Origin of the sequence: Lutibaculum baratangense AMV1 (assembly GCF_000496075.1) — a bacterium.
In the GTDB taxonomy this organism is placed as follows: Bacteria; Pseudomonadota; Alphaproteobacteria; order Rhizobiales; family Tepidamorphaceae; genus Lutibaculum; species Lutibaculum baratangense.
The window spans coordinates 217,629-243,924 of sequence record NZ_AWXZ01000013.1; the positions used below are offsets into that span (position 1 = coordinate 217,629).

Sequence of the window (26,296 nt, forward strand, 5' to 3'; positions counted from 1 at the left end):
GGCCAATTGAGTCGATCAGCCTGCATGGGGTACAGGCGATCGCCTTCCAGAGGGGAACAGCTGACCGCACCTTCGAGCGACCTGGGAGGAGAAACGGCCGCCCGTCGTTGCCAACAGCTTGTGCGCTATGTGCCTATTCCTGCGGCACTGCACAACCAGGGCGTCTGCATGTCAGTCATGAGCGTCCGGCATGGCACGATCGGGAGACGAACATCGGTAGGCCAAACCAGCGGGTTTGGCGGCGCTCTTCGCGTTCGGGTGGAGCCACGCTCACGGGATCGTGAGCGCTGTCAGAACTTCCAGCCCTTCGCCTTGGCGATCACGAAATCCTTGAACACGGCCACCCGCGCCGAATCCTTCATCTCCTCCGGGAAGACGAAGAAGGTGTCGAAGGCCGGGATCTGCGAATCCGGGAAAAGCTGGACGAGGTTGTTCTCCGACTCGATGAGGTAGTCGGGCAGGACGGCGATGCCGATCGAGTTCTGCACCGCCCGCCGGATGCCGTGGATCGTGTTGATGCGCATGATCGGGAGGCGCGGATTGCCGGGCGGGCGTCCGGCGGTCTCGAGCCAGTTGTTCGAGGCGCGGAAATAGGACGGGGCAGGGTCGCCGAAGGTGATGATCCTATGGTGGTCGAGATCGGCGAGGTCGCGCGGGCTGCCGTGCCGCTTCAGGTATTCCGGGGAGGCATAGACGTGGAAATGGACGGTGAAGAGCTTGCGCTGGATGAGGTCCGGCTGCTGCGGCTGGCGCAGGCGGATGGCGACGTCCGCCTCGCGCATCGAGATGTCGAGCTCCTCGTCGTTGAGGATGAGATTGAGGCGGATATCGGGATAGAGCTCGGTGAATTCGCGCAGCCGCGGCGTCAGCCAGCTCGTGCCGAGCCCGAGCGTCGTCGTCACGCGCAGATCGCCGTTCGGCTTCTCGCGCGAATCGGTGAGCCTCGTCCGCACCGACTCGAGCTGCATGAACATCTCGTGGGCCGTCCGGTAGAGGAGCTCGCCCTGCTCGGTGAGGATCAGGCCGCGGGCGTGACGATGAAAGAGCGGCACCCCGACGTCGAGCTCGAGGGCGCTGACCTGCCGGCTGACCGCCGACTGGCTCAGGCCCAGCTGATCGCCCGCATGGGTGAAGCTCCCCGCGTCAGCGGCGGCATGGAATATGCGCAGCTTGTCCCAATCCATGTGCTGGCGTTGTCCCCCCATGCCGCCTCTCATCGCTTATCGGCGGGTCATTCCGCCGCGGCGCGCGTGACCGCGGCCGCCAGGTACCGCTCCGCATCCAGAGCGGCCATGCACCCCATCCCGGCCGCCGTGACGGCCTGGCGATAGGTTTCGTCCGTCACGTCACCGGCGGCGAAGACGCCGGGCACGCTCGTCGCCGTCGAGCCCGGCTCGGTCACGATGTACCCACTCGGTCGCATCTCGACATGGCCGCGGAAGATCTCCGTGGAGGGCGCGTGGCCGATCGCGATGAAGACGCCGTCGACGTCGAGCTCGCGCACGGCGCCGGTCTCGACGTTGCGGATCCGCGCGCCGTTCACGCCCGGAGGTTGCGTGCTGCCGAGGACCTCGTCGAGCACGCTGTTCCAGACGACTTCGACCTTCGGATGGGCCAGCAGGCGGTCCTGCAGGATCCGCTCGGCGCGGAAAGAGTCGCGGCGATGAACGACCGTCACCTTGGACGCGAAATTCGTGAGGAACAAGGCTTCCTCGACGGCGGTGTTGCCGCCGCCGACGACGAGGACGGGCTTCTGGCGGTAGAAGAATCCGTCGCACGTGGCGCAGGCGGAGACGCCGAAGCCCTTGAAGCGCTCCTCCGTCTCGAGGCCGAGCCAGCGGGCCTGGGCGCCCGTCGCGATGATGACCGCGTCGGCGGTGTACTCGTCGCCGCCGTCGCCCTTCAGCCAGAACGGCCGGCGCGTGAAGTCGACGTCGACGATGTAGTCCCGCACGATCTCCGTGCCGACATGCTTCGCCTGTGCCTCCATCTGCTCCATCAGCCAGGGGCCCTGGATCGGGTCGGCGAAGCCCGGGTAGTTCTCGACGTCGGTCGTGATGGTGAGCTGTCCGCCGGGCTGCAGCCCCTGGATGAGGACCGGCTCCAGCATGGCGCGTGCGGCATAGACGGCGGCCGTGTAGCCGGCCGGCCCCGAGCCGACGATGACGACCTTCGAGTGACGCGTGGGCATGTCATTGCCTCCGGTAGAGGTGTGTCGGGTCCGATCGCCGGCTCTAGCGCTGCGCCAGGCGCGCGCGCACGGCGTCCGCGACGATTTGGTTGGCATCTAACGGAGGGTAGCTCCAGCGATCAAGGCCGCCGTCGAACCATCGCATGGCTCCGTGAGCCACCATGCCCGCGTGAAAGCGCGCGAACTTGGCCGAGCCCCCGGGCAAATTGTAGGCATAGAGGGGCTTTCCGGTGAAGGCGGCCTCGCCCAGCATGTTCGCGGAGTCGCAGGTGACGACGAAAGCGTCCGCCAGCGCGACGAACCCGAAGAGCGGGTTCTCGGGACCCGACGTCCAGACGAAGGCAGGCTGGTCGGAGATGGCGGCCGACAGCCGAGCCATGGACTCGGCTCCCGTGCGCCGGGAGGCGGTGACGAGGAGGCTTCCGCCGGTCTCCCTCGCGAGCCGCGCGAGATCGCGGCCCAGCGCCTCTCCTTCGTCAGGACCGAACCGATAGGCGCCGCTCGTCCCGCCCACCAGGACGACGATGCGGGGCGCGGGCAGGTGCGCGAGGCGTGGGCGCCAGGCGGCGGCGGCTTCGTCGAGCCGCTCCCGCGTCATGCGGTGCGGTGCCGTGAGCGTCGTCACGACGTTCTCGCCCCGCAGCCGGTCGTGCTCGGGCACCCACACGAGGTCGAAATGGCGCGGCGAAATGCCGGGGCTCTGGAGCACGATCGTGAAGCTCCGCCCGCCGGAGCGCCGCCTGAGGGCGCGGGCGTAGGGTATCGTCTGGCGGCTCGACGCTATGGCGATGCCGGGCCAGGGCGGACGGAACTCCGGATGCGGTTGCGGCGGCCCCCATGGGGCGAGAAGCCGGTGCAGGCCGCGCGGCGCGACCGTGAGGATCCTCGGCACCAGGCCCAGCGTCTCAGCGAGGCCGAGAGACTGCACGTCGTGGCCGGCCTTCCCGGCCGAGATGACCCAAGCGTCACGCTCCGGAGCTGCAACGCGCTCCGTCATCGGACCGCCGGTCCACCTGCTGCCCAAGATCCTGCCGCCGGCTTTAGGGCTCCCGCTTGCTCGGATGGGGCGCGGCTGGTACTCAGCTTCATCTTCAACACCGGACTGGGGAAACTGAATGTCATCTCGTGGTGCGCTCCTCGCCGCCGCAACGCTCGCGCTCGGCCTCGCCACGGCCGACGGCGCACATGCCGAGGATCTGGTCTTCATGCTCGACAACCAGTCGTCCTACGACGTCGTCGAGTTCTACGCCTCCCCCTATAACGTGGACGACTGGGAGGAGGACATCCTCGGGCGCGACATCCTCGCGTCGGGCGAGGCGACGCGGGTGACGATCGCCGACGGAGGCGCGCAGTGCGAGTACGACCTCCGGATCGTCTTCGAGGACGGCGACGCCGTCGAGGACATGGAGGTCAATCTCTGCGAGACGGGCAGCTACACCGTCGAGGACTGACCGCCGCATCAAGGGGGCGGCACGGTGCTCCTCTTCTGCCCGAGGCAGAGGAGGAGCGCCGCGAAGACGAGAGCGAAGCCCTGGAAGACCGCGGCGCGCAGCTGCGTGTCGAGCAGCCAGGCCGAGACGAGCGCGGCGACGAGCGGGCTGGTCGAGGTCAGGAGCGTCGTCTGGGTCGGCGCCGCGTGCTTGAGTGCGAAGAGCCAGAGCAGGAAGCCGGCGCCGCTCGAGATCCCGACATAGGCGACCGCGACGAGGGTCGCGGCGGACAGGACGCCCGGGGCCAGCGCCCAGGTCTCGCCGATCGCCAGCGGCAGGAGGGCGCAGGCCGCGGACACCATTGCGACCGTACCGACCTGGACCGTGGGATAGCGCCTCAGATAGGGGCCGAAGAGCACGGAGCAGGTGGCCACCGTCAGCGTCGCGACGAGGACGCAGGCGATCCCGACCACCTCGTGCGCGAGCCCCTCGCCAGCCTGCGCCAGGTCGGCGGAGAAGGCGAGGGCGACGCCGGCGACGGCCAGCATGCCCGCCACACCCAGTCGCAGCGACATCCGCTCTGCGCCGAGCAGGGCCGCGGCCAGCATCGTCACGAGGGGCAGCGTCGCGAAGGCGACCGCCACACGGTCGGGGCTGATGAAGACGAGGCCGAGATTGAGGAAGACCGCAAGGAGCGCAAACTGGCCGATGCCGAGGAGGAGCAGTGGGCCCTTGTCTGTGGGCGCGATGACGGTGCGCGCGGAAGCGAGATAGGCCGGGATGAGGCAGAGCGCCGCCAGGCCGTAGCGCAGGAACCCGAGCGCCATCGGGCCCAGCTCGTCGAGCGCGATGCGCGTGGCGACGAGCGTCGACCCGATCTGAACGCCCGTGAAGAGCGCGGCGAGTTGCGCGAGCCGGACGAGCGGCAGCCTCAAAGCTCGAGCTCCCAGGTCTCGCCGACGAGATCGTGACCGAAGGAATGGTGCGGCTCGCTTGCCACCATCCGGAAGCCCAGCCGCTCGTACAGGCTTCGCGCGGCGGTGAGGCAATCGTTCGTCCACAGCACGATGCGGCGGTAGCCGAGCGCGCGGGCGTCGGCGATCACGGTCTCCACGAGGCGTCTTCCGAGGCCCGTTCCGCGCGCCCAGGATTCCACGAACAGGAGGCGAAGCTTCGCCGTCTCCTCGTCCTGCCTGACGAGGAACACCGAGCCCGCCGGCTCGCCGTCGACCTCGCCGATCAGCACGCGCTCCCGGCGGGGGTCGTGGGCCTTGTCGAACTCCGCGACGATATCAGCCACGAGCGCCTCGAAGCTCGAGTCCCAGCCATACTCCTCGGCGTAGATCGCACCGTGCCGCGACACGACCCAGCCGAGGTCGCCCGGCCGTGGCGGGCGCAGCACGATGGCGCGGGGGCGCCCCGAGGGCGGCGTCATCAGCCGCTCGACGCGCCGCATCGCCTCGCGCAGGGCCCGCTCGTCGGCCGGGCCGAGATGTGACAGCTCGCGGCGAAGCTGGTCGCGCGACGCCTCCTCCAGCGCCGCCATCTCGTCCACTCCGGCGTCGGTCAGGCGGAGGTGGAGCCTGCGCCCCTCGGCTTCCTCCTTGCGGATCAGGCGCTGGCGCTCGAGCCCGCGCAGCATCCGGCTGAGCTGCCCGGGATCCGTGGCGAGCGTGCGGGCCAGGTCCGCGGCGGTGACGTCGGCGCCGTGCGCGATCTCGTAGAGCACGCGCACCTGGGCGAGCGAGAAACGGCTCTTCAGGATGCCGTCGCCCAGGACCTCGATCTTGCGGGTGTAGAAGCGGCTGAAGCTGCGCACCGCCTCGATGGTCTCGTCATGCATGGGCGCCTCCATGACGACACTATCAATACAGGTGTTGACTTTGACAAGACACCTTCCTGCCTATCAAGAGGGCAGGGCGCCGTTCGATGCCGTATTGTTCAGGGTCTGCTGAGCCTTTAGGAACGTCGCCTTGAGACATGCCGGTGGAGAGGCCGAACTTGCACGCCAAACTGGATCAGATCGATTGGCAGATCCTGCGCGAGCTCCAGGGCGACGGGCGCATCACGAATGTCGAGCTGGCCCGCCGGGTGGGGATCTCGGCGCCGCCCTGCCTCCGGCGTGTCCGGTCGCTCGAGGAGGCGGGCATCATCAAGGCCTACCGGGCGCGGCTCGACGAAAAGGCTCTCGGATACTCCGTCACAGCCTTCGCAATGGTCAGCCTCGCGAGCCAGGCCGACGCCGATCTGATCCTCTTCGAGGAGCAGGTGAGCGGCTGGCCCCTCGTCCGCGAATGCTACATCCTGTCCGGCGAGGTCGACTTCCTGCTGAAGTGCGTGGCGAGGGACCTCGAGGACTTCCAGGCCTTCGTGTTCGAGCTCACGAAGGCGCGGAACGTCAAGAGCGTGCGCACCACGCTCACGATCCGCCAGATCAAGGACGAGGCCGGCGTCCCGCTCGCCTGAGCGCCGGTAGAGAGGGTCGCGATGGAGTTCCTGCCGTCCTTGCCCGTGCTCGCCGCGTATGTGGCGGCGGTGCTCGTGCTCACGATCACGCCGGGCCCCGACATGACGCTGTTCCTCGGCAAGGCGGTGACGTCGGGACGCGCGGCGGGCTTCGCCGCGATGCTGGGGGCGAGCTCCGGCATCTTCATCCACACGCTTCTGGTCGCCGCAGGTCTCTCGGCGCTTCTTGCCGCCAGCGCGGTCGGGTTCACGGTCCTCAAAGTGGTCGGAGCAGGCTATCTGGCGTGGCTCGCGTTCGACGCCTTGCGGAACGGATCGGGCTTCACCCTCGGCGGGACGCGGCGCGTCCGGAAGGAGAGCCTCGGCCGCGTCTGGCTGAAGGGGCTGAGCGTCAACCTCCTGAACCCGAAGATCATCATGTTCTTCGTGACCTTCCTGCCCCAGTTCGTATCGCCGCAGGATCCCGCCGCCGCGCAGAAGCTCGTCTTTCTCGGGGCGACGTTCGTGGTCGTGTCGCTTCCGGTCTGCGGCGCGATGGTGGCGTCCGCCGCCGGCATCTCGAGCTTCCTCTCGCGCTCGCCACGGGTGATGCGCGGCGTGGACTATCTGTTCGCCGGGATCTTCGGAGCGTTCGCGGTCCGGCTCCTCTTCGCCCGACCGGGCTGAACGTCCTCCTCTGGATGGAATGGATCCGTCAGGAGGGGTCCGAAGTTGGCGTCGAGGCCGGCCTTCCGGCCGGACCGCCGGGAGACAGGAGGTGACGATGCCGCGTTTGAAGGGAATCCTCGAGACCGTCCTCTATGTCGACGATCTCGAGCGGGCTCGCGCGTTCTACGAAGGTGTGCTCGGGCTCAAGGCTGCCCATGCGGACGAGCGCATGTGCGCCTTCGAGGTGGTCCCGGACCAGGCGCTCCTCGTCTTCAAGCGCGGCCAGACCCTTGATCCCGTCGAGCTCCCGGGCGGCACCATTCCCCCGCATGACGGGCAGGGCGACCTTCATATGGCCTTCGTGGTGGAGAAGGACGAGATGCGGGACTGGGAGGCTCTCCTGGGCGAGAAGGAGGTCCCCGTCGAATCGACCCTCGACTGGCGTAACGGCGGGCGCAGCGTCTATTTCCGCGATCCGGACGGCAACCTGCTCGAGCTGGCCACTCCGGGCCTCTGGCGCAGGCGCTGACGCCTACCGGCCACCGGGGCCAGATCCCGGCCCGAACTGCAACAGCAATACGCCGGCCGCGATGAGCGCGATCGCGAGGAACCGGTCCGGCGTGACGGGCCGGGTGGAGAAGCCGGCCACCCCGAAATGGTCGAGCAGCAGCCCCGCCGTAAGCTGGCCCGTGATGATCGCCGCCGCGAAGGCGGCGCCACCTATGGCGGGTGCCACATAGACGGCCGCGGTCACCAGCACGACGCCGAGCAGGCCACCGACCCACAAGGACGGCGGCGTCGCGCGCACCGCAGCGAACTCGGGCAGCGGGATCCGCAAGGCGAGCACGATGGCCAGGAGAAAGACACTGCCCACGAGAAAGGACGCGGTGGCGGCTAGCACAGGATGGCCGAGAGATCGCCCGAGGCCGGCGTTGATCCCCGCCTGGAGCGGCAGCACGCTGCCGGCCGCGACGGCGACGGCGAGCCAGCCCGCCTGCATCCACGGCGTCACCGGATGGCGCTCTCTCGGCGCGGCATCCCCGCTCAGCCGAAGGAGATCTCGAGGATCTCGTAGCCGCGCGCACCGCCGGGGGCCGCAACCTCGACGGCGTCACCCACCTTCTTGCCGATCAGCGCGCGGGCGACCGGCGAGGAGATCGAGACCTTGCCCGACTTCACGTCGGCCTCGGAGTCGCCGACGATCCGGTAGACCTTCTCTTCTTCGGTCTCCTCGTCGAGAATTTTCACGGTCGCACCGAAGACGACGGAATCACCGGCCAGCTTGCTCGTGTCGATCACGTCCGCGCGCCCGATCTTGTCCTCGAGCTCGGCGATGCGGGCCTCGTTCATGCCCTGCGCTTCCTTGGCGGCATGGTATTCGGCGTTCTCGGACAGGTCGCCGTGTGCACGCGCCTCCGCGATCGCTTCGATGATGCGCGGGCGTTCGACCTGCTTGAGCCGCTTCAGCTCCGCTTCCATGGCCGCGAAGCCCTCGGCCGTCATCGGGATCTTGTTCATCGGTGTTCACGTTTTGCCGGCTGGAACTGGGAAAGGTCGGGGTGGCCGGACATTCACCCCGTCCCGAATTGTGCATGGCTGTCAGGAAGAGCCGTCCCCCCATGGAACGGCATCATGCGGCAGACTTCAAGCGATGCCTCGGCCTCAGATCGCCGCGCGAATGCCGACATAGGCCTGCAGCGGGACCGCTTCAAGCGTCCCCGTGGCCATGGCACGGATCCCTTCGGCCGCCGCGACCGCACCGGCCACTGTGGTGTAGTAGGGGACCTTGCCCATCAGCGCCGCCCGTCTCAGTGCCCGGCTGTCGCCCAGCGCCTGAGCGCCTTCGGTCGTGTTGAAGACGAGCTGCACTTCGCCGTTCTTCAGGGCGTCCACGATGTGCGGCCGGCCTTCGAGCACCTTGTTGATGCGCTTGGCCGTCACGCCGTGTTCCTCGAGGTAGCGCTGCGTGCCGCCGGTCGCGATGATGGTGAATCCCAGCTCCTCGAGAATGCGCACACTGTCCACGATCTTCGCCTTGTCTGCGTCGCGCACCGAGACGAAGACGGTTCCCGCCGTCGGCACCCGCGTGCCGCCGCCGAGCTGGGACTTCGCGAAGGCGATCGGATACGAGCGGTCGATGCCCATGACTTCGCCGGTCGAGCGCATCTCGGGTCCGAGCAGCGTGTCGACGCCGGGGAAGCGCGCGAAGGGGAAGACCGCTTCCTTGACCGCGATGTAATCGAGCTTCTTCTCCTTCAGCTCGAAGGAGGCGAGCTTCTCGCCGACCATCACGCGCGCCGCGATCTTCGCGATCGGGACGCCGATCGTCTTCGCGACGAAGGGCACGGTGCGGCTCGCGCGCGGATTGACCTCGAGGACGTAGATCTCGTTGTCCTTGATGGCATACTGCACGTTCATCAGGCCGACGACCTCGAGGCCCTTCGCCAGCGCCGCCGTCTCGCGCTTCAGTTCCTCGATCAGCTCCGGCGACAGCGAGTGGGGGGGAAGCGCGCAGGCGGAGTCGCCCGAGTGGATGCCCGCCTCCTCGATATGCTCGAGGATGCCGCAGACGAAGACGTCGGTGCCGTCCGACAGCGCATCGACATCGACCTCGATCGCGTCCGACAGGTAGGAGTCGATCAGGACCGGGCTCTTGCCGGAGACCACGACCGCCTCGCGCACGTAGCGCTCGAAGTCGGTGGGATCGCGTACGATCTCCATCGCCCGGCCGCCGAGCACGTAGGACGGGCGCACGACGGCGGGGTAGCCGATCTGGTCGATGATCGCCCGCGCCTCGTCGACGCTCTTGGCGATGCCGTTCCGGGGCTGGCGCAGCCCGAGCTTGTTCAGAAGCCGCTGGAAGCGGTCGCGATCCTCGGCGAGGTCGATCATGTCGGGCGAGGTGCCGAGGATCGGCACGTCGGCGTCCAGCAGCGGCTGCGCGAGCTTCAGCGGCGTCTGCCCGCCGAACTGCACGATGACGCCCAGAAGCGTCCCCTTCGACTGCTCGACGCGCACGATCTCGAGCACGTCCTCCGCCGTCAGCGGCTCGAAGTAGAGCCGGTCGGAGGTGTCGTAGTCCGTCGAGACCGTCTCCGGGTTGCAGTTCACCATGATGGACTCGACGCCCATCTCCTCGAGTGCGAAGGCCGCGTGGCAGCAGCAATAGTCGAACTCGATGCCTTGCCCGATCCGGTTCGGGCCGCCGCCCAGGATCATCACCTTCTTGCGCTCCGACGGCCCGGCCTCGTCGGCGAGGGAGCCGGCGAAGGGGCTCTCGTAGGTCGAGTACATGTAGGCCGTCGGCGACGCGAACTCGGCCGCGCAGGTATCGATGCGCTTGTAGACGGGATGGACGTCGAGCCTGTCGCGCAGCGCACGCACCTCGTGCTCCTCCACGCCTGCCAGCCTGGCGAGGCGCGCGTCGGAGAAGCCGAGCGACTTCAGCTTGCGCAGCGGCTTCTGCGTCTGGGGCAGGCCGAGCCGCTTCACCTTGGCCTCCATCGTCACGATGTCCTGGATCTGCTCCAGGAACCAGCGATCGATGGCACAGGCCTCGTAGACGAGATCGAGGCTCGCGCCCTCGCGGATCGCCTGGGCGACCTTCAGGATGCGGTCGGGCATCGGCTTCGACAGCGCCGCCTTGATGGCGTTCTTGTCGTCGCCCAGGCCGAGGCCGGGAATCGCGATCTCGTCGAGCCCGTCGAGGCCCGTCTCGAGGCCGCGCAGCGCCTTCTGGAACGACTCCGCGAAGTTGCGGCCGATCGCCATGACCTCTCCGACGGACTTCATCGCCGTCGTGAGGATGGGCTCGGAGCCCGGGAACTTCTCGAAGGCGAAGCGCGGGATCTTCGTGACGACGTAGTCGATGGAGGGCTCGAACGAGGCGGGCGTCGCGCCGCCGGTGATGTCGTTCTCGAGCTCGTCGAGCGTGTAGCCGACGGCGAGCTTCGCGGCGATGCGCGCGATCGGGAAGCCGGTCGCCTTCGATGCCAGCGCGGAAGAGCGCGAGACGCGCGGGTTCATCTCGATGACGACGAGGCGGCCGTTTTCCGGATCGATCGCGAACTGCACGTTCGAGCCACCGGTCTCCACCCCGATCTCGCGCAGCACGGCGATCGAGGCGTTGCGCATCCGCTGATATTCCTTGTCGGTCAGCGTCAGCGCCGGCGCCACGGTGATCGAGTCGCCCGTATGGACGCCCATGGGGTCGATGTTCTCGATGGAGCAGATGATGATGCAGTTGTCGTCCCTGTCGCGGACGACCTCCATCTCGAACTCCTTCCAGCCGAGGACGCTCTCCTCGATCAGGACCTCGTTCGTCGGCGAGGCCTCGACGCCCGTCAGCACGAGATCGTAGAGCTCCTCGAGCGTGTAGGCGATGCCGCCGCCGGTGCCGCCGAGCGTGAAGGAGGGGCGGATGATCGCCGGCAGCCCGGTGACCTTCGAGGCGTTCAGCGCCTGGATCTGCGCCGTCAGCCGGTGCTCCTCGCGCCTGATGCGCTCGCCCTCGGCCCACTTCTTCTCGAAGGCGGCGCGGGCAGCCTTGCGCTCGGCCGGGTCGGAGTGGGTGTTGTCGATCTCCTCGAGCGCGCGCTTCCTCTCGGTCTTGAAGCGCTGCTTCAGCTCGGTCGTGTTGACGAAGCTCGCCTTCGGCGTCTCCAGGCCGATCTTCGCCATCGCCTCGCGGAAAAGCTCGCGGTCCTCGGCCTTGTCGATCGCCTCGGCGCGGGCGCCGATCATCTCGACGTCGAACCTCTCGAGCACCCCGTCGCGATTGAGCGACAGCGCGGTGTTCAGCGCCGTCTGGCCGCCCATCGTCGGCAGGAGCGCGTCCGGGCGCTCGTTCTCGATGATCTTGGCGACTATCTCGGGCGTGATCGGCTCGATATAGGTCGCGTCCGCCAGCTCCGGATCGGTCATGATCGTCGCCGGGTTGGAGTTCACCAGGATGACCCGGTAACCCTCCTCCTTCAGCGCCTTCACGGCCTGGGTGCCGGAATAGTCGAACTCGCAGGCCTGACCGATGATGATCGGGCCGGCGCCGATGATGAGGATGGACTTGATATCGGTGCGTTTGGGCATGCGCGTGCTTTTGTCCTGCGCGCAGTTCGGGTGCGCGTCGCGAGAAGTCCGCCAATCGTGTTGAAGGTCGGCGGTTGACTACAAGAAACCCGCCGCCAGCGCTACCCCAAATGATGCGGCACAGGCGTCGGGACCAGTCCCCTCCACATCAATCCTCCGCGGATCCCGGCTCCTCGCCCCCCGACGGCAGCTCGGCGGCCAGCGTCCGGCTGCCGTCGAAGTCGCCGATGCCCTGGCTCAGCGCGTAGCAGGCGAGCCGCACGCTGAGCGGAATCTCGACCGACTTTCCGCCCCGCTCGCCCTTCTCGTAATACTGGATGATGCGCTTCTTGAGGCCCAGCCGGTCGGCCGCCTCCTTCTGCTTGAGGCCGAGCCCCTTGCGCCAGGCGCGGAACTGTTCGGGGGTCATCGATAGCTCTTTCTGTGTCTGCGACATCAAGCGGTCCCTTCGGCCCGTCGGGTACGGCGACCGGCATAGCACGCACGAGGTGCGTTTCCAATTGACAGAGTCGCACTGAGTGCGTCATGCTTTCCGAGTCAGAAACAGGCGCGCCCGTCAAGCCTCGTCACCTCACGGACACGATGCGGCAAGACGGCGCAGATGGGAAAGGAGGCCCGGAAATGCTCGTGGATATTCTCATTCGGCGCGCGGCGATGCGCATCGACCACGTCGACATGGACCGTTCGGCGAAGTGGAACTGCACCTGGTCGAGCCTCTGGCGCCGCGCGAGCAGCTGGCGGAAATGAGGACCGACGAGGCCGGAAACCAGAAAATCCTACCTGCAGTCGGTACCTGAAGGGCGCGGAGCGATCCGCGCCCTTCTTCATGTCGATTTCGGCCGCGAAAGACGGGGGCACCTCATGGCAATGCCTCCCGCGCGGCCCGAAACGGCGCCTCGCGGCGCTGTTCGGACGGACCGGCCACGAGACATCCGCCCGGTCTACATGCGGTGCCTACCTGCAAGCGGCACCTCGGCGCCGAGGCCCGCACGGAGACGGCGACCATCGCGAGATCGGTCGCGAAACGGTGGCTGTTCCGGCGTCGACTGCCGCTTCACCGGCGAGAACGCGGCCTCTTCAGCGCGTTCGGCCGAGCCGAGCGTCCTGTCGCGCCGCCCGCTACCTCGGCCGCTACATGCGGTGCCGGCCGCACGGCGGCCCAGGGGTGATGCGCGCCACCCGCAGGCCGATTCCCGAGCATGAGGAACAAGGGGTGCCGGAGCGGGTTCCGTTGCCGTGGGAACCGGACGAGGAGCTGGGACATGCGGTGGCGTGGACGGCGCGGCAGCGCCAACGTGGAGGACAGGCGCGGCCGTGGCGGGTTCGGGCGCATGGCCGGCGGCGGCATGCGGATCCCGGTCGGGCGGGGCGGTGTCGGCGGGCTCGGCTTCATCGCCGTCGTGCTCGTCGTCTCGATGCTCCTCGGGGTCAATCCGCTCGCGCTTCTCGAGGGCCTCGACGGCGGCCCGCAGCCGCCAGGCCAGACGCGCACGACGGAGGCCCAGGACGAGCTCTCGCAGTTCGCCTCCGTCGTCCTCGCCGACACGGAGGACACCTGGAACCGGATCTTCGAGCGGATGGGCGAGGACTATCCCGAGCCGACGCTCGTGCTCTTCAGCGGCGCGGTCGCCTCGGCCTGCGGCAGCGCGAGCTCCGCGGTCGGGCCGTTCTACTGCGGCGGCGACCAGCGGCTCTATCTCGACCTCGACTTCTTCTCCGAGCTCCGCCGCCGCTTCGAGGCGCCGGGCGACTTCGCCCAGGCCTATGTCATCGCGCACGAGGTCGGCCATCACGTCCAGAACGTGCTCGGGATCCTCGGCAGGTACCAGGAGGTGCGCCGCGGGCTCTCCGAGAGCGACGCGAACGCGCTCTCCGTCCGGGTCGAGCTGCAGGCCGACTGCTTCGCCGGCGTCTGGGCGCATGACACGCAGCAGAAGGGGCTGCTCGAGGAGGGCGACATCGACGAGGCGCTGAACGCGGCCGCGCAGATCGGCGACGACGCGATCCAGGAGCGGACGCGCGGCTACGTCGTGCCGGACAGCTTCAACCACGGCACCTCCGAGCAGCGCGCGCGCTGGTTCCGGACCGGGCTCGAGCAGGGCAGCCTCGACGCCTGCGACACGTTCGAGGCGGAGCGGCTCTAGATGAAGCCAACACCCGAGACGCGGCTGTTCGAGGACGACGGGGCGATCCCCAACTCGCGCCACCCCGTGCTGATCTACTGGGGCGCCCTCGAGCCCGAGGAGGCGGACGGGTTCGAGGATCTCTTCGCCCGGAACGGCTGGACCGGCGCGTGGCGTGGCGGGATCTTTCCCTACCATCACTACCACTCGACGGCGCACGAGGTGCTCGGCGTCGCGGCCGGCTCGGCGAAGGTCAGGGTCGGCGGGGAGGGCGGCGAGACGTTCAGGCTCTCGGCCGGCGACGTCGTCGTGCTGCCGGCGGGGACCGGCCACAAGTGCCTCTCGGCGAGCGGGGACTTCGAGATCGTCGGCGCCTATGACCGCGGCCGCGACTGGGACGTTCTTCGCGGAGCGCCCGGCGACCGCCCGAAAGCCGACGAGAACATCGCTCGCGTGCCGACGCCCGAGCGCGACCCGGTGAACGGACGCGGCGGGGCAGAAGAGCTCTGGCGGGGATAGCGAGATAGACCGCTCCGTCGCGGGGGCGCCGCAGAAGAAACATCCCGGTAACATGGAAATGTCGAAGACATAATCTTCAAATTTGTTCGTCTTCGCGAGACTATCCCACAATCACTATTGCGGGGAAGCGCGGTTCGTGGAAGATCCGCGGGATGCTCCGCCTCGGCCTTCGAGCAGTGGGATCGGCCCGCTGAGCCCAGCGGAGCTCATCGGGAGACGCGAAATGACTCTGAGATCGGTCCTGGCGGGGGCGGCCCTCGTCGCGGCGTCCGCGTCGGGCGCGGCGGCGGGAGGCGAAGTGTCGGTGGAGCGCGGCGCCTATGTCGCCGCGACGAGCGGCTGCCACGACTGCCACTCCGGCGGCTTCGCCGAATCGGGCGGCCATGTGGACCCCGCGACCGCCCTGACGGGCGTGCCGGTCGGCTTCCGGGGGCCGTGGGGCACGACCTATCCCGTGAACATCCGCGCCTACATGGCGGAACTGAGCGAAGACGAGTGGGTGGCGCGGGCGAGGGACATGAAGACCCGCCCGCCGATGCCGTGGTTCTCGCTCAACATCATGGAGGAGAGCGACCTGCGCTCCTTCCACCGTTACGTCGCCTCGCTCGGCCCCGTCGGCGAGCCGATGCCGGACTATGTCGCGCCGGGCGAGACGCCGCAGACGCCGGTCATCGACTTCGTGCCGAAATCGCCGACGATGTGAGGCGGGCAGGGCGGAGCCCATGTGCTCCGCCCGACGCCGAAGCCGGCGTCAGCTGCCGGCCGGTGCCTTCTCGCCCTTGCGCTCCTCGACGAGCTTGATGAAGCGATCGAAGAGGTAGTGGCTGTCCTCGGGACCGGGCGAGGCCTCCGGGTGGTACTGCACGGAGAAGACCGGCCTGTCCTTCAGCCGGATGCCGCAATTCGTGCCGTCGAAGAGCGAGACATGCGTCTCCTCCGCGTCGGCCGGCAGGCTCTCGCGCTCGACCGCGAAGCCGTGGTTCATCGAGGTGATCTCGACCTTGCCGGTCGTGTTGTCGCGCACTGGGTGATTCGCGCCGTGATGGCCCTGGCGCATCTTCACCGTGCGGCCGCCGAGGGCGAGGCCGAGGAGCTGGTGGCCGAGGCAGATGCCGAACATCGGCACGTCGGCCTCGATGAGCTTCCTGATCTCGGGCACGGCGTGGGTGCCGGTGGCGGCGGGGTCGCCGGGCCCGTTGGAGAGAAACACGCCGTCCGGCTTCATCGCGATGATCTCCTCGGCGGGCGTGTTCGCGGGAACGACCGTCACCTTGCAGCCGAGGCCGGCGAACTGGCGCAGGATGTTGCGCTTCAGCCCGTAGTCGATCGCCACGATGTGGTGGCGCGCATTGCCCGGCCGCGCGTAGGCGGGCGAGGTGCTCCACTCCCACGGGCCCTCGTCCCAGTCATAGGGCTTGTCGGTCGTCACCTCGGCGGCGAGGTCGGCGCCCTCGATGCCCTGCCAGCCGCGCGCCGCTTCCTTCAGGGCGTCGAGATCGAACGCGCCCGACGGATCGTGAACGATGACGGCGTTCGGCATGCCCGTGTCGCGGATGCGGGCGGTGAGCGCCCGGGTGTCGACGCCGGCGATGCCGACGATGCCCTGCTCCCTGAGCCAGGCGTCGAGGCCCTTCAGCGAGCGCCAGTTCGAGGGCTGGGTGACGTCGGAGCGCAGGACGCAGCCGGAGATTCGCGCTCGGCCCTTCTCGTTCGACGTCTCGAGGTCATCGAAATTCGCGCCCACGTTCCCGATATGCGGGAAGGTGAAGGTGATGATCTGTCCGGCATAGGAGGGATCGGTGAGGATCTCCTGGTAGCCGGTGATCGCGGTGTTGAAGCAGACCTCGCCCAGGGCCTGCCCGGTGGCACCGATGCCCTGGCCCTCGAGCACGGTTCCGTCGGCGAGAACGAGCAGGGCGGTGGGCCCGCTTTCGTCCCAGCTCTCGACCTCTTGCGCTTCCACGGAATTTCCCTACATTCTGGTGACACGGATCAAGGCTGTCGCGTCCAAGGACGCGGCGCGCCGTAAGGGCGCGCGTCCACGACAAGCATAGGCACCATGTAGGTGCGGGAAACCGTGTCGTCAAGCTGAGAAAGCCGGAATATCCCAAGCATTACAAGGGCTTGAACGATGATTCTGTTGCGATGCAATGTCGCGACGGGTAGTCTTGCGCTTGCCCCTGCAAAACGGACTTGAGAACAAGATGCTGCGCGAACAGATCAACGAGTCCCTGAAGGACGCGGTCCGGAGCAAGGACCGCCGACGCATGTGCACGCTGCGCCTGATCAACGCCGCGATCAAGGATCGCGACATCGCCGCGCGCTCGACGGGGCGCGAAACCGTGGACGACGCCGAGATCCAGCAGATCCTCGCCAAGATGGTGAAACAGCGCGAGGAATCGGTGCAGATCTACGAGCAGGCCGGCCGCATGGAGCTCGCCGAGCAGGAGCGCGAGGAGATGGACATCATCCGCGGCTTCCTGCCCCGCCAGCTCTCCGAGGACGAGGTGAAGGCCGCGTGCGAGCGCGTGGTGAGCGACATCGGCGCGGAGGGCCTGCGCGACATGGGCCGCACGATGTCGACCCTGAAGGAGCGCTATCCCGGCCAGATGGACTTCGGCCGCGCCTCCTGCGTCGTGAAGCGGATGCTGAACTGAGCCCGCCTTCGCCCGAGCGATTCGCCTTCGCCCGGCGCCGGCGGCTATACTGACCGCCGATACCGTCCTTCGACAAAGCCCCGATGCGATTCTCCGACGCGTTCCTCGACGAGATCCGCGCGCGCCTGCCCGTTTCCAGCGTGGTGGGCAAGCGCGTGCGGCTGCAGCGCCGGGGGCGCGAGTTCGTCGGCCTGTCGCCGTTCAACAAGGAGAAGACGCCCTCGTTCACGGTCAACGACCAGAAGGGCTTCTACCACTGCTTCTCGAGCGGCCGGCACGGCGACATCTTCCGCTTCGTGATGGAGACGGAAGGGGTGAGCTTTCCCGACGCGGTGGAGCGGCTGGCGGGGCTCGCCGGCGTCGCGATGCCCGCGCGCGACGAGCGCAGCGAGGCCCGGGACCGGGCGCGGGCGGGGCTGAAGGAGATCGTGGAGGAGGCGACGCGCTTCTTCGAGCGCTTCCTCGGCGGCCGCGAGGGCGCGGAGGCCCGGGCCTATCTCGACCGCCGCGGCGTCTCCCCCGATCTCGCCAGGCGCTTCAGGCTCGGCTTCGCCCCGCAGTCGCGGCACGCGCTGAAGGACCATCTGACGGCCAGGGGCATCCCGGTCGAGGACATGGTGGGCGCGGGGCTCCTCATCTCCGGCGAGGACATCGCCGTGCCCTACGACCGCTTCCGCAACAGGCTGATCTTCCCGATCACCGACCAGCGCGGCCAGGCGATCGCCTTCGGCGGCCGGACGCTCGACCCCGACGGCAAGCCGAAATACCTGAACTCGCCGGAGACCGACCTCTTCCACAAGGGGCACGTGCTCTTCAACCTCGCCGCGGCGCGGCAGGCCGCGCACGAGCGGGGCAACCTCGTCGTCGCCGAGGGCTACATGGACGTGATCGCGCTCGCCGGCGCCGGCATCGCGCAGGCGGTGGCGCCGCTCGGCACGGCGCTGACCGAGGAGCAGCTCGCGCTCCTCTGGCGGATGGTCGACGAGCCGATCCTCTGCTTCGACGGCGACCAGGCGGGCCTGCGCGCCGCCTACCGCGCGCTCGACCTCGCTTTGCCGCAGCTGAAGCCCGGCAAGAGCCTGCGCTTCGCGCTGCTGCCGGAGGGGCAGGACCCCGACGACCTCGTCAGGTCCGGCGGGCGCGAGGCGATGGTGACGGTGCTGCGGGAGGCGAGGCCGCTCGTGGAGATGCTGTGGACGCGCGAGGTCGAGCAGGCGCCGCTCGACACGCCGGAGCGGCGCGCGGCCTTCGAGGCGCGGATCGACCAGGCGGTGGCCGCGGTGGCCGACGCGCGGGTGCAGCGCCACTACCGCGACGCGATGCGGGAGCGGCTGCGCGGCCTCTTCGCGCCGGCGCAGGCCCATGGCGCGCCGCGCCGCGCCCCCGGCGGGGGCGGCGGAGGCCGGAAGGCGGCTTTCCAGCGCGGCGGCCGGCAGCCCGCCTGGGCGGAGGCGCCGGCGCGGGCGAGCGAGCTTCTGCGGCGGAGCCTGTCGTCCGGCGCGGCGGCGCTGCCGCGGCGCGAGGCGATCCTGCTGCTGGCGCTCGTCAACCACGTGGAGATGCTGAGCGATCACGTCGAGACCGTCGCCGAGCTCGACTTCACGAGCGCGGAGCTGCGCCGGCTGCGCTCGGCGCTCGTCGACCTCGCCGCCGAGGCGCCGGGCAGCGCGGAGGAGGCGCGGCTGAAGCTCGAGGGGCGGGGCCTGGGGCCGCTCGTGAGGCGGCTCGACATGCTCTGGATGGCGGCGGGCCGGGCGGAATGGTGGGTCGCGCCGGACGCGGCCGCTGTTGACGTTACGCGCGCGTGGGCCCATATGGCGACCTTGCACAGAAAAGCCGTGACGTTACATAAGGATCTGCGGGCCGCCTACGCGCTCTGCGAGACGGACCCGACGCCCGAGAACTACGCGCGGGCGGCGGACATCAAGGCGCAGCTCGACAGCGCCGAGGGGACGGAGGCCGAGGTCGAAGGCTTCGGGCTCGCCTCGGGCCGCCCGAGCCGATCGTTCTGAGACTTCGGTTTCGAGCACGTCGCGGATACAAAGATTTAAGCTTACCTGAGGTTTAAGGGGCGAACGGGAGCGGAACGGCAGCGCATACCAACTCGGGGCCTTCCCGACGAAAGTGAAGAGCGCGCCGCCGCGACACGTTGTGCGTCCGGACGAGCGGGAGACGGATCTCAATATGGCCAACGCAGCAAAGCAGGCGGACGAGACGACGGAACAGGCCCCCGAGGCCCCTGACGGTCCGCTGCTCGACCTGTCGGATGCCGCCGTCAAGCGGATGATCAAGACCGCCAAGAAGCGCGGCTACGTGACCTACGAGGAGCTGAACGAGGTCCTGCCCTCCGAGGAGGTGACCTCGGAGCAGATCGAGGACACGCTCTCGATGCTCTCCGACATGGGCATCAACGTCATCGAGAACGAGGAGGCCGAGGAGGCCCAGGAAGAGTCCGACGGCGAGGAGGAGGGCGGCGAGCTCGTCGTCCAGCAGCGCGGCACCGTCCAGAAGAGCGAGACGAAGGCCGAGCCGACCGACCGCACCGACGACCCCGTGCGCATGTATCTGCGCGAGATGGGCTCGGTGGAGCTTCTCTCGCGCGAGGGCGAGATCGCGATCGCCAAGCGCATCGAGGCCGGCCGCGAGGCGATGATCGCGGGCCTCTGCGAGAGCCCGCTGACCTTCCAGGCGATCATCATCTGGCGCGACGAGCTTGCCGAGGGCAAGATCCTGCTGCGCGACATCATCGACCTCGAGGCGACCTATGCCGGGCCCGACGCCAAGGCGCCGGACGCGACCGCCGCGCAGCCCGCCCAGGAGGAGCCCGAGGAGAGCGACGACGAGAGCGTCGAGGATTCCGACGGCGACGACGACTACGAGTCGAACATCTCGCTCGCCGCGATGGAGGCCGAGCTCAAGCCGCAGGTCGTCGAGACCTTCGACAACATCGCCGAGAACTACAAGAAGCTCCGCAAGCTGCAGGACCAGCTCGTCGAGGGGCGCCTGAAGAACGAGACGCTCTCGCCGAGCCAGGAGCGGCGCTACAAGAAGCTGCAGGAAGACGTGATCGCCGACGTCAAGAGCCTGTCGCTGAACCAGAACCGCATCGATTCGCTCGTCGAGCAGCTCTACGACATCAACAAGCGGCTGATGGGCTTCGAGGGGCGCCTCCTGCGCCTCGCCGAGAGCTACGGCGTCGACCGCGAGGACTTCCTCAAGCAGTACCAGGGCCACGAGCTCGACCCCCACTGGATCCGCCGCGTCGCGACCTGCAAGAGCCAGTCGTGGCGCGACTTCATCGCCAGCGACAAGGAGACGGTGAAGGACATCCGCGGCACGATCCAGTCGCTCGCCACCGACACCGGCCTCGAGGTGACGGAGTTCCGCCGCATCGTCCACATGGTGCAGAAGGGCGAGCGCGAGGCGCGCCAGGCGAAGAAGGAGATGGTCGAGGCGAACCTGCGCCTCGTGATCTCGATCGCGAAGAAATACACGAATCGCGGCCTGCAGTTCCTGGACCTCATCCAGGAGGGCAATATCGGCCTGATGAAGGCGGTCGACAAGTTCGAGTACCGCCGCGGCTACAAGTTCTCGACCTACGCCACCTGGTGGATCCGGCAGGCGATCACCCGCTCGATCGCCGACCAGGCCCGCACGATCCGCATCCCGGTCCACATGATCGAGACGATCAACAAGATCGTGCGGACCTCGCGCCAGATGCTGCACGAGATCGGCCGCGAGCCGACGCCCGAGGAGCTGGCCGAGAAGCTCGCCATGCCGCTCGAGAAGGTGCGCAAGGTGCTGAAGATCGCCAAGGAGCCGATCTCCCTCGAGACGCCGATCGGCGACGAGGAGGATTCGCACCTCGGAGACTTCATCGAGGACAAGAACGCGATCCTGCCGATCGACGCGGCGATCCAGGCGAATCTGCGCGAGACGACGACGAGGGTGCTCGCCTCGCTGACGCCGCGCGAGGAGCGGGTGCTCAGGATGCGCTTCGGCATCGGCATGAACACCGACCACACGCTCGAAGAGGTCGGCCAGCAGTTCTCGGTGACCAGAGAGCGCATCCGCCAGATCGAGGCGAAGGCCTTGAGGAAGCTCAAGCACCCGTCGAGGTCGCGGAAGCTGCGCTCGTTCCTCGACAACTGAGGCGGCGGGCGGCAGGCCTGCCGGCTTCCCGCCGCCCGAGCCTCCCGCCGGGGGGCTGCCCCAGCCCGCATGACCGGGCGCGGGCCCCGTGCTAGGCTTTCCGCCATGAGCGCGCTAGACGACCGCCACGACGAGGCAAAGCTCCCCCAGCCGCGCACGACGCAGGCCGCGGAAGGCCTGCGCCGGCGGCCCTTCACCGTGGCCGAGATCCGCGCCTTCGTCGAGGCGGGCCTGATCGACGAGGACGAGCGGTTCGAGCTGATTGGCGGGGAGATCGTGCCGATGTCGCCGAAGGGATTGCGGCACGAGCGGGTGAAGAGCTTCGTCAACGAGCAACTCGTCCGGTCCCTGCCGGGCCACCTCGCCACCACCCCCGAAACGACCTTCACGCTCTCCGACGACACGTTCCTCGAGCCCGACTTCGTCGTCTACGAGCGCACCGTGGGCCTTCAGGGCCTGAACGGCGGCACCTGCCTCCTGGCGATCGAGATCTCCGACACGAGCCTCGGCTGGGACCGCGGCCGCAAGGCCGGCATCTATGCGAGCTTCGGCGTGGCCGAGCTCTGGGTCGTCGACGCGATGAGGCTCGAGACGCGCGTCCACCGGCAGCCGAGCCCGACCGGCTACCGCGAGGTGTTCGACGTGACCGCGGCCACCGCCCTCGACACGGCGCGCGTGCCGGGCCTCGCGCTCCGCCTAGCCGACATCGACCCGCCCGTCTGAGCGGCGCTCGAGGACGCCCCTGGCCGCGCTGCCCTTCACATTTCCCTCCCGACAAGAAAAGGTCTCTCGATGTCCTTCCTCAAGAAGCTCTTCGGCGGCGGCTCGAACGACAACCGCGCGGCCGAGCCCCGCGTCGCCGCGGAGGAGACCTACGAGGGCTTCCGCATCGCCGCGACCCCCGTGCCCGAAGGCGGCCAGTACCGCCTGACCGCCGTGATCACGAAGGAGATCGACGGCGAGACGAAGACCCACAGGCTGATCCGCGCCGACCTCTTCCCGAGCGAGGACGAGGCCGCCCAGTTCGCCCTGCGCAAGGCGCGCCAGGTGATCGACGAGCAGGGCGAGCGGCTGTTCGCGGAGTAGCGGGCGGGCTGCGGGTGGGCCTGCAGCATGCCCAGTTGGTCGACAAGCTGCCGAGTGTCAGCGTGCAGGAGACAGAGCCGGACATCCGCTATAGGCTCTCTTCGCCTATCGCCGGAGGCTGGGAGAACGTGCCGGGTTCCGGACGGCGGTGGGGTTCGCCCCTGGATCCCGGCCTTCGCCGGGATGAGCGGAGCAAGTGGGTCTGCTTCGGCCTCGATGAACTCGCGCAATCACCTCCTGGTCCAATCTCAGGCTTTCCCATGCACTCGCCCCGCCCCATGCCGAGCCCGATGGACGCCCTGAACCGCGCGCTGCGCGCGGGAGACTGGGCGGCGGCGGAGGCGTTGCTTCTGAAGATCACGAAGAAGGAGAAGCGCAACCCCGAGCCGCATTTCCATCTGGGCATGGTGCTGAGGCGGCAGGGGCGGGAGACGGAGGCGGCGCGGGCCTTCGAGAAGGCGCTGAAGATCAACCCGAACCTGCCGCAGGTGCAGTTCGAGCGCGGGCAGGCGCTGATGGCGGCGGGGGACTACCGGGAGGCGAAGCGGGCGTTTCTCGCGGCGCTGAAGGCCGCGCCGGGCGATGTCGGCTGCCGGGCGAACCTCGCGATGATCGCGCGGCTGCAGGGCGATCTCGACGCCGCGATCGCCGAGTTCGACCGGCTGCTGGCGGAGCCGGGCCTGGAGGAGAACCAGGCGGGGCTCGTGCATCTGAGCCTGGTCGAGGCGCTGCGCGACCGGCGCGACTACGATCGCATGCGCGAGGAGGGGCGGGCGCTGGGGCAGCGCCAGCCGACGCTTCGCAGCGCGATCATCCGCATCCTCACCGAGGGCAAGAGCGGCCGCTTTCCCTTGCGGGCCTCAGAGATCTGAGGCCTCGTCGCGGCCGCGGCCGTCGCGCTTCTGCCGGTAGGCCTTGCGGTAGACCGAGGGATCCTCGGAAAGCGCCGTCTGGAAGGCGCGCTGCTCCGCGAAGCCCGCCTCGTCGAACTCACCGACGTCGAACTCGAGCTCCAGCGCCTCGCGCCTGATCGGCACGGCCTGCGCCACCGGCGTGCCCTTCGGCAGCGTGCCCTCGAAGCCCGGATCGACCCAGAGGGCGGGGAAGTTCACGAAGCCGCGCGTGAAGGCGTCGACATCGACGAGGCCCGTCAGGGTGCGGAACGGCAGGTCCTCGCGGTTGAACGGGTGGGAGAAGAGGAGCGACACGCCGGCCGGCGCCTCGATCGCCCAGAAGTTCGAGAACTTGATCGCGAACTGCTCGCGGTCGACCCGGAAGGGGGCGCCCGTCAGCTGCTCGGGCGCGTGGACGCCGATGGGTGACTCGATCGTCAGCCGGCCCTCGACCTCCGGCAGGTCCCAGTCCCAGCTGATCTCGCCGCCGCGCACGTGCAGGTCGGTGACCAGCGGGAAGACGATGCCCTCGCGCACGGCGTCGAGGAAGGGGGGGCAGCGCTTGACGGTCGGCACGTCGATGCCGCCGCGCGTCGGGCTCGTGGCGGCGGCCGGCATCTTGCGCACCCAGTCGGGCAGGGCCTCCGACGCGCGCCGCGGCTCCGGCACGTGGCCGCGATAGCCCGGCAGGCAGCGGAACTTGATGCGCATGGCTGATCCTTCGGCGAAGACGCGGGCGGTCACCCGTCTCCCGAAGCACTTCGCGCGGCGGGAATCAAGTCGCGTGGCAAGCGGGGCGTCGCGTCAGTGCTCCTCGCGGGGCCTCGTCTTCTCCCGCTCCTCCTTGCTCGCGCGGCCGGCCTGGCCGCTCTCGAAGCCCGGCCCGCGCGGATCGCCGCGTGCCTCGTCGGGGTCCTTCACCCGGCCCTCGTCCTTCCGCACCGGCTGCCCGCTCGGCATGTTCAGCCGCTCGCGCTCGTTCGTGTCGCCGTCGGCGGGATGGTCGCCTGCGCCGCCTGCCATGTCGTGCCTCCCTCTCAATCGGTCTTGCTGGTGTCGAGGAGATTGCCGGCCTCGTCGGCCTGGTGGACGGGCGGCGCCTTCGGCCTCGCGGGCGAGCCCTGCGGGCTGTCCTCGCCGGGCTCGTGGGGGTTGTAGGGGTCGAGCACCCTGTCCTTCGTCGCATGCGCGGCGGCGCCGGCGGGCTCGCGCGGCTGTTCCGTCTGGCCCGGCTGGCGCTGGTCGTCGACGGGGCGGTGGTCCGGGCCGACCCTCTGGCGCCCGGTGATCGAGCTTTCGCCGGACACGAGCTTCTTGTCGTCCATCTGGCCCTCCTTCGCGTGGGCGGGACTGTGCCCGCGAACCTGCAGGCTCAACGACGGCCGCCGAACGGGGTTCCGAGGGGTTCTACCGACTTGACCGCGGGCGCCGGGGCTTTAGCTGTCGATCCCGCCCGCCTTCCGCGACCAGACCCGAAAAAAACAGAGCCGCCATGTCCGACCCCCTGCCGCCGGTCCTCGTCGTCCTCGGCCACCCGCGCGGGCGCGACAGCCTCTGCGGCGCCCTCGCCGAGGCCTATGCGGAAGGCGTGCGCGACGGGGGAGGGCAGGCGGAGGTGCTCGACCTGTCACGGCTGAGCTTCGACGCCGACGTCAAGCTGGCGGACCCGGCCGGCCAGGCGCTCGAGCCGGACCTCGTGGAGGCGAGGCGCCTCGTCGAGCGGGCGGGGCACCTCGTCTTCGTCTATCCGAACTGGTGGGGCACCATGCCGGCGCGGCTCAAGGGGTTCCTCGACCGGCTGCTCGTGCCGGGCTTCGCCTTCCGGCGGACGACGGCCGGCACCGGCTACGAGGGGCTTCTGAAGGGGCGGACGGCGGAGCTGCTCGTGACGATGGACACGCCCGCACCGGTCTACCGGCTTCTGCAGGGGGCGCCCGGGCACCGGGCGATGGCGCGCTCGACGCTTCGGCTCTGCGGCGTCGACACGCTGCGCATCTCGCGCTTCGGCGTCGTGGAGACGGCGGACGCGGACCGGCGGCGGCATTTCCTCTCGCGGGCGGCGGGGCTGGGGCGGAGCTGTGGGGCGGCACGCCGGCGCGGGGAGGGCCGCGCGAAAGGCCTCGCCTGGCTCAAGGCGCTGCGGCTGCAGTTCTATCCCATGACGTTTCTCGCCTATCTCCTCGGCGCGCGGCTCGCGGCGGGGGACATGGGGCTCGACTGGCCGCGCGTGATGCTCGGCTATCTCGCGATCTTCGCCGCCGAGGCCGCCACCGTCTTCACGAACGACGTCTACGACCGCGAGAGCGACGTCAGGAATCGCCACTGGAGCCCCTTCACCGGCGGCTCGCGCGTCCTCGCCGACGGCGCCCTGTCGCGCGGCGAGCTGCTGGCCGGCGCGGTGGCGGGCGTGGCGGTCTCGGTGCTGGCGACGGCGGTGCTGATGGCCGGGGCGGAACACAAGGCGGTGCTCGGCGGCTGGGTCCTCGTGCTCCTCGTGCTGGCGCTCGGCTACACAATGCCGCCGCTCAGGCTCTCGCACCGGACGCTCGGCGAGCTCGACGTCGCCTTCACCCACGCCTTCGCGGTGCTCTTCCTCGGCTGGCTCGTCGCGGGGGGCGATCCATGGGCGGCCGTGCCCTGGGTGGCGGCTCTGCCGGTCGCGCTGTCGATCCTGCCGTCGATCACGCTCTCGGGGGTGCCCGACATCGCCGCCGACCGCGCGGCCGGCAAGATGACGATCCCCGCCCGCTTCGGCCTCAGGGCCGCCTACGGCTTCGCCGCGGCGACGGCGGTGCTCGCCGTCGTGGCGGCCGCGTCGGTCGCCGCCGCGAGCGGGCTGCCGGGCTACGGCCCGCTCGCCGCCGTGGCGGCCGTTCACGCCGCGCTCTTCGTCCGCGCCCTTTGGCGGGGCCTCCCCGCCGACGACGAGCCGCGGCGGATCGACCGGCTGATGGTCTGGTCGCTGACCTTCGTGATCTGGTTCGTCGCGGTGCCGCTGACGGCGCTGTGACGGGAGAAGCGTGCGCCACCGGGGGGCGGCGGCGCA

General features: G+C 69.2%; 28 protein-coding genes. 15 read left to right on the forward strand and 13 right to left on the reverse strand.

The genetic code is table 11. The annotated features are described in order from the left end of the window. Positions 1 to 290: 290 nt before the first annotated feature. Genes N177_RS03410 through N177_RS03420 form a run of 3 tightly spaced genes read right to left on the reverse strand, consistent with a single transcriptional unit; the run spans position 291 to position 3,188 of the window. A complete protein-coding gene (locus tag N177_RS03410) occupies positions 291 to 1,184 on the reverse strand; it encodes a LysR family transcriptional regulator (protein ID WP_040485039.1) in 894 nt (297 codons plus the stop codon). 47 nt (positions 1,185 to 1,231) lie between these two features. Beyond that, positions 1,232 to 2,191, reverse strand: coding sequence for a thioredoxin-disulfide reductase (trxB, locus tag N177_RS03415; protein WP_023430834.1), 960 nt, complete (start codon positions 2,189 to 2,191; stop codon positions 1,232 to 1,234). A gap of 43 nt (positions 2,192 to 2,234) precedes the next feature. Next, positions 2,235 to 3,188 carry a mitochondrial fission ELM1 family protein gene (locus N177_RS03420; protein ID WP_023430835.1) on the reverse strand — a complete coding sequence of 318 codons (954 nt, stop codon included), beginning with the start codon at positions 3,186 to 3,188 and terminating at the stop codon, positions 2,235 to 2,237. A 118-nt stretch (positions 3,189 to 3,306) separates the two neighbouring features. On the opposite strand from N177_RS03420, the gene N177_RS03425 reads away from it, so the two are divergent. Further along, positions 3,307 to 3,642, forward strand: a complete 336-nt coding sequence (locus N177_RS03425; RefSeq protein WP_023430836.1) for a hypothetical protein — start codon at positions 3,307 to 3,309, stop codon at positions 3,640 to 3,642. An 8-nt stretch (positions 3,643 to 3,650) separates the two neighbouring features. Here the strand turns inward: N177_RS03425 and N177_RS03430 are convergent, their stop codons facing one another. Both N177_RS03430 and N177_RS03435 read right to left on the reverse strand, forming a co-directional pair. Next, the gene (locus N177_RS03430; RefSeq protein WP_023430837.1) at positions 3,651 to 4,556 is read right to left on the reverse strand and encodes a DMT family transporter; all 906 of its coding nucleotides are present in this window, start codon (positions 4,554 to 4,556) and stop codon (positions 3,651 to 3,653) included. Then, positions 4,553 to 5,464 (reverse strand): bifunctional helix-turn-helix transcriptional regulator/GNAT family N-acetyltransferase, encoded by a 912-nt coding sequence (locus tag N177_RS03435; protein WP_023430838.1) that lies wholly within the window; start codon positions 5,462 to 5,464, stop codon positions 4,553 to 4,555. Before N177_RS03435 ends, N177_RS03430 begins: the two co-directional genes overlap by 4 nt. A gap of 158 nt (positions 5,465 to 5,622) precedes the next feature. Here N177_RS03435 and N177_RS03440 point away from each other — a divergent pair, with 158 nt between their 5' ends. The 3 genes from N177_RS03440 (at position 5,623) to N177_RS03450 (ending at position 7,264) form a co-directional block, all read left to right on the forward strand. Beyond that, on the forward strand, positions 5,623 to 6,087 hold the full coding sequence (locus N177_RS03440; protein WP_023430839.1) for an Lrp/AsnC family transcriptional regulator: 465 nt from the start codon (positions 5,623 to 5,625) through the stop codon (positions 6,085 to 6,087). 21 nt (positions 6,088 to 6,108) lie between these two features. Further along, positions 6,109 to 6,753, forward strand: a complete 645-nt coding sequence (locus N177_RS03445) for a LysE family translocator (RefSeq protein ID WP_023430840.1) — start codon at positions 6,109 to 6,111, stop codon at positions 6,751 to 6,753. A gap of 97 nt (positions 6,754 to 6,850) precedes the next feature. After that, entirely contained in the window at positions 6,851 to 7,264 is a 414-nt protein-coding gene (locus N177_RS03450) for a VOC family protein (RefSeq protein ID WP_023430841.1), read from the forward strand. Between the two features lie 3 nt (positions 7,265 to 7,267). Here the strand turns inward: N177_RS03450 and N177_RS03455 are convergent, their stop codons facing one another. The 4 genes from N177_RS03455 to N177_RS03470 form a co-directional block, all read right to left on the reverse strand. Beyond that, entirely contained in the window at positions 7,268 to 7,747 is a 480-nt protein-coding gene (locus tag N177_RS03455; RefSeq protein WP_023430842.1) for a DMT family transporter, read from the reverse strand. Positions 7,748 to 7,779: 32 nt separating this feature from the next. Then, complete coding sequence (greA, locus tag N177_RS03460) at positions 7,780 to 8,253, reverse strand: transcription elongation factor GreA (RefSeq protein WP_023430843.1); 474 nt, start codon at positions 8,251 to 8,253, stop codon at positions 7,780 to 7,782. 144 nt (positions 8,254 to 8,397) lie between these two features. Further along, a complete protein-coding gene (gene carB, locus N177_RS03465; RefSeq protein ID WP_023430844.1) occupies positions 8,398 to 11,820 on the reverse strand; it encodes a carbamoyl-phosphate synthase large subunit in 3,423 nt (1,140 codons plus the stop codon). Between the two features lie 148 nt (positions 11,821 to 11,968). After that, positions 11,969 to 12,229 carry a helix-turn-helix domain-containing protein gene (locus tag N177_RS03470; protein ID WP_023430845.1) on the reverse strand — a complete coding sequence of 87 codons (261 nt, stop codon included), beginning with the start codon at positions 12,227 to 12,229 and terminating at the stop codon, positions 11,969 to 11,971. A gap of 212 nt (positions 12,230 to 12,441) precedes the next feature. Between N177_RS03470 and N177_RS22220 the strand changes: the two genes are divergently transcribed. The 4 genes from N177_RS22220 to N177_RS03485 all read left to right on the forward strand — a co-directional run bounded on the left by N177_RS22220 (position 12,442) and on the right by N177_RS03485 (position 15,165). Next, a complete protein-coding gene (locus N177_RS22220; protein ID WP_280113374.1) occupies positions 12,442 to 12,567 on the forward strand; it encodes a hypothetical protein in 126 nt (41 codons plus the stop codon). Between the two features lie 515 nt (positions 12,568 to 13,082). Continuing rightward, the gene (gene ypfJ / locus N177_RS03475) at positions 13,083 to 13,964 is read left to right on the forward strand and encodes a KPN_02809 family neutral zinc metallopeptidase (RefSeq protein WP_023430848.1); all 882 of its coding nucleotides are present in this window, start codon (positions 13,083 to 13,085) and stop codon (positions 13,962 to 13,964) included. After that, positions 13,965 to 14,462, forward strand: a complete 498-nt coding sequence (locus N177_RS03480; protein WP_023430849.1) for a cupin domain-containing protein — start codon at positions 13,965 to 13,967, stop codon at positions 14,460 to 14,462. Between the two features lie 223 nt (positions 14,463 to 14,685). Further along, positions 14,686 to 15,165, forward strand: coding sequence for a hypothetical protein (locus N177_RS03485; RefSeq protein ID WP_023430850.1), 480 nt, complete (start codon positions 14,686 to 14,688; stop codon positions 15,163 to 15,165). A gap of 48 nt (positions 15,166 to 15,213) precedes the next feature. On the opposite strand, the gene carA is transcribed toward N177_RS03485, so the two are convergent. Beyond that, entirely contained in the window at positions 15,214 to 16,425 is a 1,212-nt protein-coding gene (carA, locus tag N177_RS03490) for a glutamine-hydrolyzing carbamoyl-phosphate synthase small subunit (protein WP_023430851.1), read from the reverse strand. Between the two features lie 244 nt (positions 16,426 to 16,669). On the opposite strand from carA, the gene N177_RS03495 reads away from it, so the two are divergent. The 6 genes from N177_RS03495 to N177_RS03520 all read left to right on the forward strand — a co-directional run bounded on the left by N177_RS03495 (position 16,670) and on the right by N177_RS03520 (position 23,229). Further along, complete coding sequence (locus N177_RS03495) at positions 16,670 to 17,119, forward strand: GatB/YqeY domain-containing protein (protein WP_081718349.1); 450 nt, start codon at positions 16,670 to 16,672, stop codon at positions 17,117 to 17,119. A gap of 83 nt (positions 17,120 to 17,202) precedes the next feature. After that, positions 17,203 to 19,131 carry a DNA primase gene (gene dnaG, locus N177_RS03500; RefSeq protein WP_023430853.1) on the forward strand — a complete coding sequence of 643 codons (1,929 nt, stop codon included), beginning with the start codon at positions 17,203 to 17,205 and terminating at the stop codon, positions 19,129 to 19,131. 172 nt (positions 19,132 to 19,303) lie between these two features. Then, positions 19,304 to 21,271: an RNA polymerase sigma factor RpoD gene (rpoD, locus tag N177_RS03505; protein WP_023430854.1), complete on the forward strand. Its 1,968-nt coding sequence runs from the start codon at positions 19,304 to 19,306 to the stop codon at positions 21,269 to 21,271. Positions 21,272 to 21,376: 105 nt separating this feature from the next. Continuing rightward, positions 21,377 to 21,994, forward strand: a complete 618-nt coding sequence (locus N177_RS03510) for a Uma2 family endonuclease (protein ID WP_023430855.1) — start codon at positions 21,377 to 21,379, stop codon at positions 21,992 to 21,994. 69 nt (positions 21,995 to 22,063) lie between these two features. After that, positions 22,064 to 22,357, forward strand: a complete 294-nt coding sequence (locus N177_RS03515) for an HlyU family transcriptional regulator (protein WP_023430856.1) — start codon at positions 22,064 to 22,066, stop codon at positions 22,355 to 22,357. A gap of 290 nt (positions 22,358 to 22,647) precedes the next feature. After that, positions 22,648 to 23,229 (forward strand): tetratricopeptide repeat protein, encoded by a 582-nt coding sequence (locus N177_RS03520; RefSeq protein WP_023430857.1) that lies wholly within the window; start codon positions 22,648 to 22,650, stop codon positions 23,227 to 23,229. Here the strand turns inward: N177_RS03520 and N177_RS03525 are convergent. The 3 genes from N177_RS03525 to N177_RS03535 all read right to left on the reverse strand — a co-directional run bounded on the left by N177_RS03525 (position 23,218) and on the right by N177_RS03535 (position 24,575). Beyond that, a complete protein-coding gene (locus N177_RS03525) occupies positions 23,218 to 23,961 on the reverse strand; it encodes a hypothetical protein (RefSeq protein ID WP_040485043.1) in 744 nt (247 codons plus the stop codon). The two genes, N177_RS03520 and N177_RS03525, sit on opposite strands and share 12 nt — an antisense overlap. 93 nt (positions 23,962 to 24,054) lie before the next feature. Then, positions 24,055 to 24,273 (reverse strand): hypothetical protein, encoded by a 219-nt coding sequence (locus N177_RS03530; RefSeq protein ID WP_023430859.1) that lies wholly within the window; start codon positions 24,271 to 24,273, stop codon positions 24,055 to 24,057. Between the two features lie 14 nt (positions 24,274 to 24,287). Continuing rightward, on the reverse strand, positions 24,288 to 24,575 hold the full coding sequence (locus N177_RS03535; protein ID WP_023430860.1) for a hypothetical protein: 288 nt from the start codon (positions 24,573 to 24,575) through the stop codon (positions 24,288 to 24,290). A 167-nt stretch (positions 24,576 to 24,742) separates the two neighbouring features. Between N177_RS03535 and N177_RS03540 the strand changes: the two genes are divergently transcribed. Next, positions 24,743 to 26,260: an NAD(P)H-dependent oxidoreductase gene (locus N177_RS03540; RefSeq protein WP_023430861.1), complete on the forward strand. Its 1,518-nt coding sequence runs from the start codon at positions 24,743 to 24,745 to the stop codon at positions 26,258 to 26,260. Positions 26,261 to 26,296 lie beyond the last annotated feature (36 nt).